The organism is Thioalkalivibrio sp. XN279, from assembly GCF_011089885.1.
GTDB lineage: Bacteria > Pseudomonadota > Gammaproteobacteria > Steroidobacterales > XN24 > XN24.
Genome location: NZ_JAANBD010000028.1, coordinates 581,758 through 594,719, shown reverse-complemented (window position 1 = coordinate 594,719; position 12,962 = coordinate 581,758). Strand labels below are relative to the sequence as shown.

General features: G+C 66.4%; 13 protein-coding genes. 12 read left to right on the top strand and 1 reads right to left on the bottom strand.

The window, feature by feature from the left end:
- The first annotated feature begins 103 nt into the window (after positions 1 to 103).
- Genes G8346_RS12360 through G8346_RS12350 form a run of 3 tightly spaced genes read left to right on the top strand, consistent with a single transcriptional unit; the run spans position 104 to position 2,953 of the window.
- Complete coding sequence (locus G8346_RS12360) at positions 104 to 1,300, top strand: NAD(P)/FAD-dependent oxidoreductase (protein WP_166051663.1); 1,197 nt, start codon at positions 104 to 106, stop codon at positions 1,298 to 1,300.
- 16 nt (positions 1,301 to 1,316) lie between these two features.
- Positions 1,317 to 2,234 (top strand): glycosyltransferase, encoded by a 918-nt coding sequence (locus tag G8346_RS12355; RefSeq protein ID WP_166051661.1) that lies wholly within the window; start codon positions 1,317 to 1,319, stop codon positions 2,232 to 2,234.
- A gap of 29 nt (positions 2,235 to 2,263) precedes the next feature.
- The gene (locus G8346_RS12350) at positions 2,264 to 2,953 is read left to right on the top strand and encodes a hypothetical protein (RefSeq protein ID WP_166051659.1); all 690 of its coding nucleotides are present in this window, start codon (positions 2,264 to 2,266) and stop codon (positions 2,951 to 2,953) included.
- Between the two features lie 30 nt (positions 2,954 to 2,983).
- Here the strand turns inward: G8346_RS12350 and G8346_RS12345 are convergent, their stop codons facing one another.
- Positions 2,984 to 4,096 carry a polysialyltransferase family glycosyltransferase gene (locus G8346_RS12345; RefSeq protein WP_166051657.1) on the bottom strand — a complete coding sequence of 371 codons (1,113 nt, stop codon included), beginning with the start codon at positions 4,094 to 4,096 and terminating at the stop codon, positions 2,984 to 2,986.
- A gap of 134 nt (positions 4,097 to 4,230) precedes the next feature.
- On the opposite strand from G8346_RS12345, the gene G8346_RS12340 reads away from it, so the two are divergent.
- The 9 genes from G8346_RS12340 (at position 4,231) to G8346_RS12300 (ending at position 12,951) form a co-directional block, all read left to right on the top strand.
- On the top strand, positions 4,231 to 5,262 hold the full coding sequence (locus tag G8346_RS12340) for a YncE family protein (RefSeq protein ID WP_166051654.1): 1,032 nt from the start codon (positions 4,231 to 4,233) through the stop codon (positions 5,260 to 5,262).
- The gene (locus G8346_RS12335) at positions 5,259 to 5,717 is read left to right on the top strand and encodes a hypothetical protein (RefSeq protein ID WP_166051652.1); all 459 of its coding nucleotides are present in this window, start codon (positions 5,259 to 5,261) and stop codon (positions 5,715 to 5,717) included. Before G8346_RS12340 ends, G8346_RS12335 begins: the two co-directional genes overlap by 4 nt.
- Before the next feature lie 234 nt (positions 5,718 to 5,951).
- Entirely contained in the window at positions 5,952 to 7,313 is a 1,362-nt protein-coding gene (gene glmU, locus G8346_RS12330) for a bifunctional UDP-N-acetylglucosamine diphosphorylase/glucosamine-1-phosphate N-acetyltransferase GlmU (RefSeq protein ID WP_166051650.1), read from the top strand.
- A 49-nt stretch (positions 7,314 to 7,362) separates the two neighbouring features.
- Entirely contained in the window at positions 7,363 to 9,198 is a 1,836-nt protein-coding gene (gene glmS / locus G8346_RS12325) for a glutamine--fructose-6-phosphate transaminase (isomerizing) (RefSeq protein ID WP_166051648.1), read from the top strand.
- A 782-nt stretch (positions 9,199 to 9,980) separates the two neighbouring features.
- Entirely contained in the window at positions 9,981 to 10,568 is a 588-nt protein-coding gene (locus G8346_RS12320; RefSeq protein ID WP_166051646.1) for a hypothetical protein, read from the top strand.
- Positions 10,569 to 10,684: 116 nt separating this feature from the next.
- Positions 10,685 to 11,062: a hypothetical protein gene (locus G8346_RS12315; RefSeq protein WP_166051644.1), complete on the top strand. Its 378-nt coding sequence runs from the start codon at positions 10,685 to 10,687 to the stop codon at positions 11,060 to 11,062.
- Positions 11,063 to 11,384: 322 nt separating this feature from the next.
- Entirely contained in the window at positions 11,385 to 11,759 is a 375-nt protein-coding gene (locus G8346_RS12310; protein WP_166051641.1) for a Spx/MgsR family RNA polymerase-binding regulatory protein, read from the top strand.
- Positions 11,760 to 11,795: 36 nt separating this feature from the next.
- Positions 11,796 to 12,365 carry a YSC84-related protein gene (locus tag G8346_RS12305; protein ID WP_166051639.1) on the top strand — a complete coding sequence of 190 codons (570 nt, stop codon included), beginning with the start codon at positions 11,796 to 11,798 and terminating at the stop codon, positions 12,363 to 12,365.
- Positions 12,366 to 12,456: 91 nt separating this feature from the next.
- Positions 12,457 to 12,951, top strand: coding sequence for an arsenate reductase ArsC (locus G8346_RS12300; RefSeq protein ID WP_166051637.1), 495 nt, complete (start codon positions 12,457 to 12,459; stop codon positions 12,949 to 12,951).
- Positions 12,952 to 12,962: the final 11 nt, after the last annotated feature.

Below are 12,962 nucleotides of genomic sequence, written 5' to 3'. Positions count from 1 at the left end.
TTTTGGCGGCGGCCTATCGGCTGCGGTCACGAGACAGGCAGGTGGCATCGCAGCCGCCCGGCAGGCGATGATGCGTACTGGCCGATGGCCGAGACGCCAAGGGATGACGCGCCCCACAGACCATGTGACCGAGGTCGACGTTGCCATAATCGGCGCCGGCGCCGCCGGCCTGATGTGCGCCATCGCCGCCGGCCGGCGCGGCCGCCGCGTGCGGGTGCTCGACCACGCCAACAAGGTCGGCAAGAAGATCCTGATGTCAGGCGGCGGCCGCTGTAACTTCACCAACCTCCATTCCACGCCGGCCAACTTCCTCTCGGCCAACCCGCACTTCGCCAAGTCGGCGCTAAGCCGCTACACGCCGGCCGACTTCGTCGCGCTCGTGGAGAAACACGCCATCCCCTACCACGAGAAGAAGCTCGGGCAGCTGTTCTGCGACCGCTCCTCGAAAGACATCGTCCGCATGCTGCTGGCGGAATGCGCTGCCGTCGGCGCCGAAGTGCTGACCCACGCGCCGACGCGGATCGAGCAGCTGGGACCGCCGCACCGGCTGGAGACGCCGCAGGGGACGCTGCTGGCCGAGTCGCTGGTGATCGCCACCGGCGGCTATTCCATCCCGTCGCTGGGCGCCACCGGCTTCGGTATCGATTTTGCGCGCGAGCTCGGCCTCCAGATCCAGCCGACCCGGGCTGCGCTGGTGCCGGTGACGCTGGAGCCGCGGCTGCTGGCCAGGCTCGAGGGGCTGTCGGGGGTCTCCGTGGAGACGGTGACCCGGGCCGGCGGTGCGGAGTTTCGCGAGAACATCCTGTTCACCCACCGCGGCCTCAGCGGCCCCGCCATCCTACAGGCCTCCTCCTACTGGCTGCCGGGGCAGCCGCTGGAAATCGACCTGTTCCCCGGCGCGGACCTGGCCGAGCGGTTGCGCGGCGCGCGCCGTGGCCGGCCGCGCGTCGAGCTCAAGACCCTGCTGGCCGAGACGCTGCCCAAGAGCATGGCGCAGCGCTGGTGCGAGCACTGGCTGGACAACAAGCCGCTGGCCGACGTGAGCGACGCCGACATCGAGCAGGCGGCGTCGGCCTGCCAGCCCTGGACGGTTTATCCTGCCGGCACCGAGGGCTATCGCACTGCCGAGGTCACCATCGGCGGCGTCGACACCGGCGCCCTCTCGTCCAAGACCATGGAGTGCCGCGACCACCCCGGCGTGTATTTCATCGGCGAGGTGGTGGACGTGACCGGGCACCTCGGCGGCCACAATTTCCAGTGGGCTTGGGCTTCCGGCCACGCCGCGGGACAATACGCCTGATGCAACGAGCCCTGCCATGAGCAATACCATGCCGCGCGAGACCCTGGGCGATCGCCTCGCTCTCCTGTTCATGCGTCTCGCCGCCAGCGGCTGGGTGCCGGCGCGCTGGTTCCTCAAGGCGCTGCCGCCGGAGTCGGAACGCAAGGCCGCGACCGACCGGCTGCACATCGAGATCGTCAGCCACTGCTGGGGCTATGCTCACATGCAGGCCTACCAGCTCAGCTCCCTGGTCCGGCATCCGCCGACCCGGGCCGACGTGACCATGACGGTGTATTACTCGCCGGAAGATTCCGCGACGGCTGCGCTGCTCGAGTACTTCGGCGCCATCGAGGTGCCCGGCGTGTCATGGAACTGGCAGGCCATGGACAAGTACCACCTGTTCCGGCGCGCCATCGGCCGCAACCACGCCGCGCGCGCCACCCGGGCCGACTGGATCTGGTTCACGGACTGCGACGTCGTGTTCGGCGCCGGTTGCCTCGACGGCCTCGCCGAGGCGGTGCAGGGCCGCCGCGATACGCTGGTGTTCCCGCGCGTCGAGCACGTCTCCGCGGTGCTGGAGCCGGGCGACCCGATGCTGGAGGCGGGCAAGGGCGCGCCGCGCGTGCTCGATATAGACCCGGCGGCCTTCACCGCGCAGGCGCGGGACCGCGCCACGGGACCGCTGCAGGTTGCGCATGGCGACGTGGCGCGCGCCTGCGGTTACTGCGAGCAGCTCAGGGTCTACCAGCAGCCCGTGGCGCGCTGGGCCAAGGCGCACGAGGACCGGGCCTTTCGCTGGCTGCTGCGCACGCAAGGCGTGCCCGTCGAGGCTCCCGGGGTGTATCGCATCCGCCACGTCAGCAAGGGCCGCTACCAGCAGGACACCTGGACAGCGCGGCTGCGCACGCGCATCCGCCGCATCCAGCTGCGGCTGCGCGAAGGAAAACAGGATTGAACCGTGGAACACGAAGTGAGAACCCGCCGATGACAGCACAGACCAGGCGCACGGACACGCTGCCCCGCGTGGTGCAGATCGGCTTTCACAAGTGCGGTACGCGCAGCCTGGAGCAGTTGTTCCGCGGCGCCGGTCACCCGGTCGTGAAGTACAAGCTGCGGCGGCCCCTGCGCCGCAGCCGCAACGCCGGCCTGATCATGCGCCAGAACCTCGAGGCAGGACGCAAGATTTTCGCCGGGATGGAAGACCACGTTTTCTACGGCGACCTGATCTACCAGACCGAGAGCGACGGCTTCGAACCGATCCGCTATTTCCGCGAGATCATGCGCGACTACCCGGACACCATCCTGCTGCTCAACGTGCGCAACCGCGAGGACTGGATCAAGTCGCGCCTCAAGCACAGCCATGGCGAGTTCGCCCAGCGGGTCATGCGCCAGCGCAAGATCGCCTCCAGCGAAGAACTGGCCGAGACCTGGCGGCGCGAATGGGACACACACCTCGCCGAGGTGCGGGCCTTCATGGCCGACCGTCCCGAGCAGTTCATCGAGTTCGACATCGACCAGGACTCGGTCGAGGCACTGGTCGAGCGGCTGTCGGCCTACGGCCTGTCCGCCGAGGACTGGGGCGACATCGGGCGGACGCGCGGCGTGCGGCGACATCCGCTGGTGGCGAAGCTCAAGAAGCGTTGGGCGCACATGCGCTGGCGCCCGTCCGACTGAAGCCGGCGCGGCCGCCGGCCCGCGACGCTGTCACGCGTCGGCGGCGATTTTCTCCAGCTCGGTCTCCAGCTGCGCGTAGGACACCTGCTGGATGCCCATCCGGGTGAACAGCGCCTGCAGCTCGCCGCGGTAGTGCTCGATGGTCGGGTGCGGCACCTCGATGGCGAAGGCGCGCTGCTTCGGCTGCAGCCACTTCACGGTGAACAGCGAGGAACTGATGTCGGCGAGGAACACGCAGTCCGCGCGCAGGAACGGCAGCAGCAGCTCGAAGCCCACGCGGTTGTCCAGGTGCACGAGGCGCGGATACCTCGCCCGCAGTTCGTCCAGCAGGCGCGAGCGGGGATGCGCCTTGATGGCGATGCGTTCGGGCGGGGCATGCGCGCCGAGCAGCTGCATCATCTTGTCCATGTGGGCCCAGGGATCGGCGTAGTGCTGCTCGTGGGTCAGCAACAGCACGAAATCCAGCCGGCCCAGGGTGTCGCGGTCGAGCTCCGCCACCTCGGCGAGGGCACGCGAGATGCCCGCGAAGGCCGGATCGGCGAAATAGTGCGCATCGAAGGGCAGCACGGTCTTGCCCATCTCCCGGTAGACGGGATGCACCAGCTCCGGGAACACCGCATAGACCTTCGAGATCCAGCCGGACGTCCCGAGGATCACCGGGTTCTTCCACCACCAGCCGTAGTACAGCTTCTTCAGCAGGGCATCGCCGTACTTGTGCTGGAAGCTGTGCATGCGGCGGGAGCCGAGATAGGTGTGCAGGCCGTCGTCCAGGTAGATGCCTTCGACCGCCGGGTCGTGCTGCCGCGCGATGTGCATGGCGTACTGGAACTCGACGTGCCGGTCGGTGCCGGTGAAAATCCGCGCCGCCGGGCGCTCCGCGAGGTACTCGCGCAGCACCTGCATGCGTTGCTTGCGCTGGCGGGCCTTGCTGCCGTGGCCCTTTCCCGGCCCGCTTTCCAGGGTGATCACGTCGCAGAAGACCCGCCCGTCCCGCTCGATCACTTCCCTGAGCAGGCGGGCGTTGCTCTCGATGCGCGAGGAGATCACGGCGACGCTGCGGGTCTCTCCGCAGCGGATCGCCATGTTGACCGAAAGCAGGAAATGCAGCGGCGAGGAGATGAAGTAGTAGTTATACCCTGCCACTGTCTGACCCGCCCTGTTCGCAATCGGCTGACACGTTCTCGAGGCGAACGCGATATCATCGCGGTGCTCCTGGCCGACACACCCGGCGACCTGCAGCCGGCCGGCCAGGCCGTTCCGTCACCGGAGATGATTCTATGAGACTCTACACGCTCCTCGCCATCGCGGCCTGCCTGCTGGCCCCCTCGGCCGGGGATGCGGACGTCCTGCTGGTGGGCAACAAGAGCGCCCATACGCTGTGGGCGCTCGACCCGGTCACGGGCGAGAAGCTCGCCGAGTTCGAAACCGGCGTGGGCCCGCACGAAGTCGAAGTGTCGTCCGATCACCGCTACGCGGTGGTCAGCAACTACGGCGAGCGCGAAGCCGCCGGCAACACGCTCACCGTGATCGAGTGGCCCGCTGCCCGGGTCGCGCGCGTCATCGACCTGGGAGAGAACACCCGCCCGCACGGCATGGCCTTTCTCAGCGGGTACCTCGCCGCGATCACCACGGAGGGGAGCGACAGCGTGCTGGTCGTGGATGTCGCGCGCGGCAACGTCGTTTCCACCATCGGCGTCGGCGAGGGCGTGGCGCACATGGTGGCCGCGTCGCGCGACGGCCGTTTCGCCTACGTCACCAACATCTCGGCCGGCACGCTGGAGAAGGTGGAGGTCCTCACTGGCGAGGTGCTGCAGTCCGTAGCGACCGGCGCGGGCGCCGAGGGCGTGGCCGTGGTCGACGACCGGCGCGAAGTCTGGGTGACCAATCGCGGCGACGATACCGTGAGCGTGATCGATGCCGAGAGCCTCGAGGTGCTGGCGACGCTGGAGTCGGCCGGCTTCCCGATCCGCATCGCCGTCACGCCGACCGGCAGCCACGCGCTGGTCACCAACGCGCGTGCCGCGACCTTGTCTGTTTTCGACATCCGCGACCGCAGCCTCGTCGCCACGTTGCAGATCGCCGATCCTGACGGCGAGTACCAGCAGACCTTGCTCGGAGACTCGGCCCTGCCCATCGGTATCGAGGTTGCGCCGGACGGGAAGCGTGCATTCGTCGCCATCAGCGGCGGCAACGAGATCGCCGTGATCGACACCGCCGACTGGGAAATCGTGGATCGCTGGGAGACCGGCCGCGAGCCCGATGCGCTCGGCTGGGTGGTCACGCCCGGCGAGGGGATGCCGCGAACTTGAGCCGGACACTGTTGCGCAACACCTACCGACACAAGCAGTTCGGCAGCTTCATGGTCGGCGCCATGGCCGTCGCCGTGGTGGCGATCATCGTGCTGCTGGGTCCGGGCGCGGCGCATCCGGCGATGTTCATCGTGTTCGGCGCGCTGCTGCTGGTGGCCGTGGTTTTTTCCTCGCTCACGGTGCAGGTCAGCGCTTCGTCGCTGGTGTTCTGGTTCGGACCCGGGGTTCTGCGCAAGCATGTCCCGCTGGCGGAGGTCGAGAGTGTCGAGGTCGTCCGCAACCCCTGGTACTGGGGTGTCGGCTGGCGCTTGACCCCGCGCGGGATGCTGTACAGCGTCTCGGGTCTCGACGCGGTGGAGATTACGCGTAAAGACGGTAGCCGATTTCGGCTCGGTACGGACCAGCCGGAGCGCCTGGCCCGCGCCCTTGCCGATGCCCTGGAGCGCCTGCCGTGAATGACTTGTCCACAGGGCGAATGCTTGCAAGTGACTGGAATACAGTCGAATCTGGTTCTCAACGCACTGCACGATCCGGTTCGTGAGGAGTTATCCACAGGGTTGGGGCTGATGCGGCCGCTTGTGCATAAGATGCCTGGGATGGTCCCAGGGCATATTTGTGCTTGGTGCATGTCCCCTGGCTGCCGCATCGTGACAAAATGCGCCGGCTAGCAAATAAGGACGATTAAAAACATGGCCTTACACGTCGTAATCCTCGCCGCCGGCCAGGGCACGCGGATGAAGTCCGCCCGGCCCAAGGTCCTGCAGCCCCTGGCGGGCCGCCCGTTGCTGGCGCACGTCCTCGGGCGCGCCCTCGGGCTCGGCGCCCATGCCACCCATGTGGTTTACGGTCATGGCGGCGACGCCGTGCCGGCCGCTTTCCCGGACGCCGACGTGAAGTGGGTGCTGCAGGCGGAACAGCTCGGCACCGGCCATGCCGTGGCGCAGGCCATGCCCGGCATCCCGGACGACGGCACCGTGCTGGTGCTCTACGGCGACGTGCCGCTGATCGAGGCGCGCACGCTGCAGCCGCTGGTGGACAAGGCCCGCGGCGGGGCGCTGGCGCTGCTCGGGGTGTATCTCGACGACCCCACCGGTTACGGCCGCCTGATTCGCGACGCGGCCGGCCGGGTCGTGCGCATCGTCGAGCAGAAGGACGCCAGCGAGTCCGAGCTCGCGGTCAGCGAGGTCAACACGGGCATCCTGGCGGCGCCGGCGAAACGCCTGCGGGCCTGGCTGGAGGGGCTGTCCAACCACAATTCACAGGGCGAGTATTACCTGACCGACGTGGTCGCCGCGGCGGTGGCCGATGACGTGCCGGTAGAGGCCATGCTGGCGCCGACCATGACCGAGGTGCTGGGTATCAACGACCGCCGGCAGCTCGCCGGCCTGGAGACCACCTTGCGTAAGCGCATCACCGACGAGCTCATGGCGGCAGGCGTGACCCTGGTCGACCCGGCGCGGGTGGACGTGCGCGGGCGGGTCGAGTGCGGGCGCGACGTGGTGATCGACGTCAACGCGGTGTTCGAGGGCGTGGTGATTCTCGGCGACGATGTCGTCATCGGCCCGAACGTGGTGATCCGCGACAGCCGCCTCGGCCCCGGATGCCGGGTGGATGCGAACACCCTCATCGAGGGCGCAGACGTCGGTCCCGGCTGCGAGCTCGGCCCGTTCGCGCGCCTGCGGCCGGGCGCGGTGCTGGCCGACGGCGTCAAGGTGGGCAACTTCGTCGAGGTGAAGAAAAGCCGCATTGGCGCCGGCAGCAAGGTCAACCACCTCAGCTACATCGGGAATGCGGAGATTGGGACGCGCGTCAACGTCGGCGCCGGGACGATCACGTGCAATTACGATGGCGTGAACAAGCACTCCACGGTGATCGGCGACGACGCCTTCATCGGCTCGAACAGCGCGCTGGTGGCGCCGGTCGAGGTCGGGGCCGGAGCGACCATCGGCGCGGGCTCGACAATTTCCAAGGACGCACCGGCCGGCGAGCTCACCGTGGCGCGCGGCAAGCAGGTCACGGTGCGCGGCTGGAAGCGGCCGACCAAGAAGTAATCCCGGGCCGTCCCGACGAGGCGCGCCGGCAGCGAACAGGACAACCGATATGTGCGGAATCGTAGGAGGCATCGCCGAGCGCGACGTGGTCCCCATCCTCATGGAGGGGCTGCGCCGTCTCGAGTACCGCGGCTATGACTCGGCCGGCCTCGCGATCGAGGTCGAGGGAGGCACCATCGAGCGCCGTCGCACCCAGGGCAAGGTGCAACGGCTGCAGGATTCGCTCGATGCGGCGCCGCTGCGCGGCAACTGCGGCATCGCCCACACCCGCTGGGCCACCCACGGTGTGCCGAGCGAGCGTAACGCTCATCCCCAGGTCTCTGGCCCCGGCCTGGCGCTGGTGCACAACGGCATCATCGAGAACCACGAGGCGCTGCGGCGCGAATTGCAGGAACTCGGCTACGTCTTCGAGTCCGAGACCGACACCGAGGTGGTCGCGCATCGCATCCGCCATTACCTGGCCGACGGCACCGATTTGCACGCTGCGGTGAAGCGCACGGTGGCCGACCTCGAGGGCGCCTATGCGCTGGCCGTGATCAGTTCGGAGGACCCGGACCGCATTGTCGTCGCCCGTGCCGGCTGCCCGGTGGTGCTCGGCCTGGGCATCGGCGAGAACTTCGTTGCTTCGGACGTCGCCGCGCTGCTGCCGGTGACGCGGCGCTTCATCTTCCTCGAGGAAGGCGACATCGCCCTGGTCACGCGCCAGGCCGTCACCATCGAGGACGCCGCGGGCCGCAAGGTCCAGCGCGCCGAGAAGGAGAGCGCGCTGTCGGCCGACGCCATGGAGCGCGGCCAGTACCGCCACTTCATGCAGAAGGAGATCCACGAGCAGCCGCGCGCCGTGGCCGAGACGCTGAGCGAGCGCATCGGCGCCGGCAAGGTGCTGGCGCAGGCCTTCGGGCCGGCGGCGGAGAAGGTGTTCGAGTCGGTGCGCGCGGTGCAGATCGTGGCCTGCGGCACCAGTTACCATGCCGGCATGGTGGCGCGTTACTTCATCGAGAAGTACGCGCGCATCCCGTGCATGGTCGAGATCGCCAGCGAGTACCGCTACCGCCAGCCGGTGGTGCCCGCCGACACCCTCTACGTCACCATTTCCCAGTCCGGCGAAACCCTCGACACCCTCGAGGCGCTGCGCGCGGCGAAGAAGATGGGCTACCTCGCCACGGTCGGCATCTGCAACGTGCCCGAGAGCGCGCTGGTGCGCGAGTCCGACCTGGTGCTGATGACCCGCGCCGGCCCCGAGATCGGCGTCGCCTCCACCAAGGCCTTCACCACCCAGCTCGCCGCGCTGTCACTGCTCGGCCTGGCGCTGGCGCGGCGCAACGGGCTGGATGCCGAGACCGAGGCCGACCTGGTGCGCCAGCTCGCCGGGGTGCCGGCGCTGCTGGAGAAGATCCTCGAGATGGACCCGGCCATCGAGCTGCTGGCCGAGCGCTTCGTCGACAAGCACAACGCCCTGTTCCTCGGCCGCGGCATCCAGTTCCCGGTGGCGCTGGAAGGCGCGCTGAAGCTGAAGGAAATTTCCTACATCCACGCCGAGGCCTACCCGGCCGGCGAGCTGAAGCACGGCCCGCTGGCGCTGGTCGACGACGACATGCCGGTGATCATCGTGGCGCCGAACAACGAGCTGCTCGAGAAGCTCAAGGCCAACATGCAGGAAGTCCGCGCCCGCGGCGGCGAGCTGTTCGTCTTCGCCGACCCCGACTCCCACGTCGAGAACGGGCCCGGCGTGACGGTGCTGGAGATGCCGGCCCACATCGAGGACTTCCAGGCGCCGATTGCGTACACCGTCCCGCTGCAGCTGCTCTCCTACCACGTCGCCGTGCTCAAGGGCACCGACGTGGACCAGCCGCGCAACCTGGCGAAGTCGGTGACGGTGGAGTAGTTCTCTTAGGGGGTGTAGCATTGTCATCGAACAATAAAGTTCTTTCTAAAGCAAAAAAGTCCTTTCCAAGACAATAAATTTCTTTCCAACTCGTGCCGTTGCCGGACGCGATAGAACAATAGAGTTCTTTCCAACCGTTCCTGAAAATTCAAGCCGCAAGGCGGAAGGAACCATCGAAAACTCGGTCGCGCCCAAGGTGACGGTCAGGCACGCCAGGGTCTGCAAGGATGCACAGGGTTTTCCGGGGTTTGGTGCCGAGGGGGCAGCTTCTGCCTTACGCACCGAGTTCCCATTCAATCAGCCCGAAGGTCTCGCAAGGCATTGACGCTCCGATATAGGGGTGAGTAGTATCTGGTGCCGTATATGGGCCATAACGCGCATATACAGGACACCACGCTGCTTTATTCACCGAGGGCGGACATGAAACGAAATTTTCGGGCTTCTCTGTACAGTTTGGGGCTGGTTCTTGTTCTGGCCAGCAACAACATTCTGAGCGATCCGCCACAAGGCGATGGTGACGGTGGTGTAGTCTGTGAACCGCCTTGCGACGTCTTTGTGTGTTCCGGATCGTTTTGTACGGTTTGCAATGCAGACGGATGCTTGACATTCCGTGTCAGCGAACAGGAAAACTAGGCTCGCGTGACCGCTAAATAGCTAAGCAAGTTCCCATGACAGGTCCTCGTTCTCTTGCGCTTATTGCCGTGATCCTTGGCCTGGTGGGTGTTGGGGTTGTCGCTCTGTGGGCCGGTGGGGAGTCCGACCATCCGCAACGAGTGACGCCGATGCCTCTGCTGGAAAAAGGCAGCAGCGCAGAACCGCAACCGGGACAGGAGCCAGCCGAATCCCCCGACGTCGATGCAGCGACCGCTACCGCCGAGCTCCGCGTCCTAGGCGAGTCCATGGCCGGCTCCGGTGCCACATCGTTTGACCGCGCGGATGAGCCGGACATGCAGGCTACAGCGGCGCTGGATCCGGAAACCGGATGGTCCTACCAGACACGGGCGCGAGCGGAGCAGGCGCTCTACCAGGCGCTGGACCAGCCGAAAGTGCGTGGCGCGGCCTACATGGACCAGTTCAGTTGCAGCGAAGGAAAATGCCGCTTTGAACTGGGGCTTGTGCAGCCGATGAGCGCGGACACAGCGCACCTCGTCTCGGATTTCATGTCAGACATGGACGCCAGGTTACTCGCCGATGAAGCATCGTCTGGTGTCCAGGTGCACCTGGAGAGCTTCAGGCCACGTGCGGACGGGACGGGTCTCTCGGTCCTGACCATCGAATCCCGGACCGAGTCACCGGCCGAGGTGACCATCAACCAAGAGACGGGTGAAGCGACCATTCTATTCCCCCCGCGACCCGCCGGCGATAACTGATGGAGTATCAAGCGGCTTGGCGTCTGCTACTGGTGGCCGCGCTCTTTCTTATTGCTGCGGGAGCCAGAGGTGGCCAGCCGCCTGCCCAACACACTGCTGAGGCACCAACGAGCGCCGTGTTCGATGCTCTGGACGACGCTGGAGTGATCTCTGGGCGCCTTCATGTGCCTATGGCGTTGGTTTTTAATGGCCGCGGGGAGCTCACGCTGAAGACTCATGGCCGGCCAACGGGAGACATCTCCGGGCTGGTCGCAAAGGCGCTGTCAGACGGCGAGCCCCATCAGCCCACCTTCACGCTCGATTATCTAAGGTCGATGTTCTTCGTAGACACAAGTTCATCCGTCGAACGTGGTGCATTGGTCTACGTTTCGATGGAGGAGGGTCTCTGTCCGCCCTGCGTGGGGTTGTTGGCGGAGTACGACAGTGCGCTCGAGGCAGTGCGGCGCGACGCCGACGTAACGGTGTTTGTGCTCATGGTCCACCCGGATCGCTGATGCGCTTCGTGCCGCTGGGCGATGAGCGAGGAACGGATGCGCTTCATTAGCGGCACCATCACACGGGTCCGTGAACTTCCTCAATTCAACGACAGCCGGAAAGTGACTGACGTAGATTGGGTCTCGACGGAGATCGAATTGCGCCGTAGCTGCGGATAGCATTTGCACATGGAAAGCACTTTATTGTTCGACGGTTGCCAGAGCCAGCCACAAACAGGCCCAATGGAAAGAACTTTAAGGATTCAATAGAGATCGGGCCGGTAAAAAAGAATCAATAAGCTACAAGGCTTCACACGAAAGATCTTTATTTTCCGGTGACAACATGAGCGAACCCGAGACCATCATCGTCTACGGACTGGGCACCTGCGACACCTGTCGCAAGGCACGCAACTGGCTCAAGCGTTTCGACATCGCGCACGAGTTCGTGGACTACCGCGCCAACCGCGTGGCGCCGGAAGTTCTCAAGGACTGGGCCGCCCAGGTGGGTGGCTGGGACAAGCTGGTCAACCGGGCCTCGACCACCTGGCGCCAGCTGCCCGAAGCGCGCAAGTCGCCCGGCAGCGACCCGGAGTGGACGCTCCTGCTGAGGGAACACCCGGCGCTGGTGAAGCGGCCGGTGCTGGTGACCGCCGACGGGGCCGTCAGCGTCGGTTTCAGCGACAAGGCCTGGAAGGCGCGCTTCGCAATCCGGTTATGATGGTCCGCATACAGCAATCCGGCACGGAGTAATGCCATGCAGATCATGACCCGAGTATTTGCCCTTACGCTGCTTTCGCTCGGTTTCGCGGCTCCGGCCATGGCCGACCGGTACACCGAAACCATCGAGCTGTTCAAGAACGCCGGCGACAGCGCGTATTTCTTCGGTCACAGCTATGGCTACGCCGTCTTCCCGACCGTGGGCAAGGCCGGCATCGGTATCGGCGGCGCGCGCGGCGAAGGCCGCGTCTACCGTGGCGGCGCCTACGTCGGCGACACCACGCTGACCCAGCTCAGCATCGGCTTCCAGCTGGGCGGCCAGGCCTACAGCCAGATCATCTTCTTCGAGGACAAGCGCAGCTTCGAAGAATTCACTTCGGGCAACTTCGAGTTCGGCGCCCAGGCGAGCGCGGTGGTCGTCACCGCCGCGGCCAGCGCCGGCGCCGGCACCACCGGGGCCAGCGCCGGGGCCAGCGGCGGCAGGAAGGACGCCGTGACCGCCGGCCAGTACTACAAGGGCATGGCGACCTTCATCATCGCCAAGGGCGGCCTGATGTACGAGGCCTCCATCGGCGGCCAGAAGTTCTCCTTCACGCCGGCGGAGTAACCCCAGCGGCACCGGGCGGTTGTAATTTTTTCGTCATGTAGCGCTGGCATCGTGGACCGTTGTCGCATTGTCAGCGGGGCGCGTAGCAGCCATGTCGGAAAAAGTCGTCAATATCCTCTTTCTCTGCACCGGCAACTCGGCGCGCAGCATCATCGCCGAGGCGCTGATCAACCGGCTGGGAGCGGGGCGGTTCCGAGGCTTCAGTGCCGGCAGCCACCCGAAGGGCGCGGTGCACCCGCTGGCGCTGTACGAGCTGCAACGGAACAACCACGACGTCGAGGGATTCCGCAGCAAGGACTGGGCCGAGTTCGCGGCGCCCGGTGCGCCGCACATGGACTTCGTCTTCACCGTCTGCGACAACGCCGCGGGCGAAGTCTGCCCCGCCTGGCCGGGCCAGCCGATGACGGCCCACTGGAGCATGCCCGACCCGGCGGCGGCCGAGGGCACGGAAATCGAACGGAAAGCGGCGTTCGCGCGCACCTACCGCGAGCTGCGCAACCGCATCTCCATCTTTCTCAACCTGCCTTTTGCCACGCTGGATCGCCTGCGCCTGCAGGAGCGCGTGGACGACATCGGTCGCAGCTGAGCGGGGCGCAA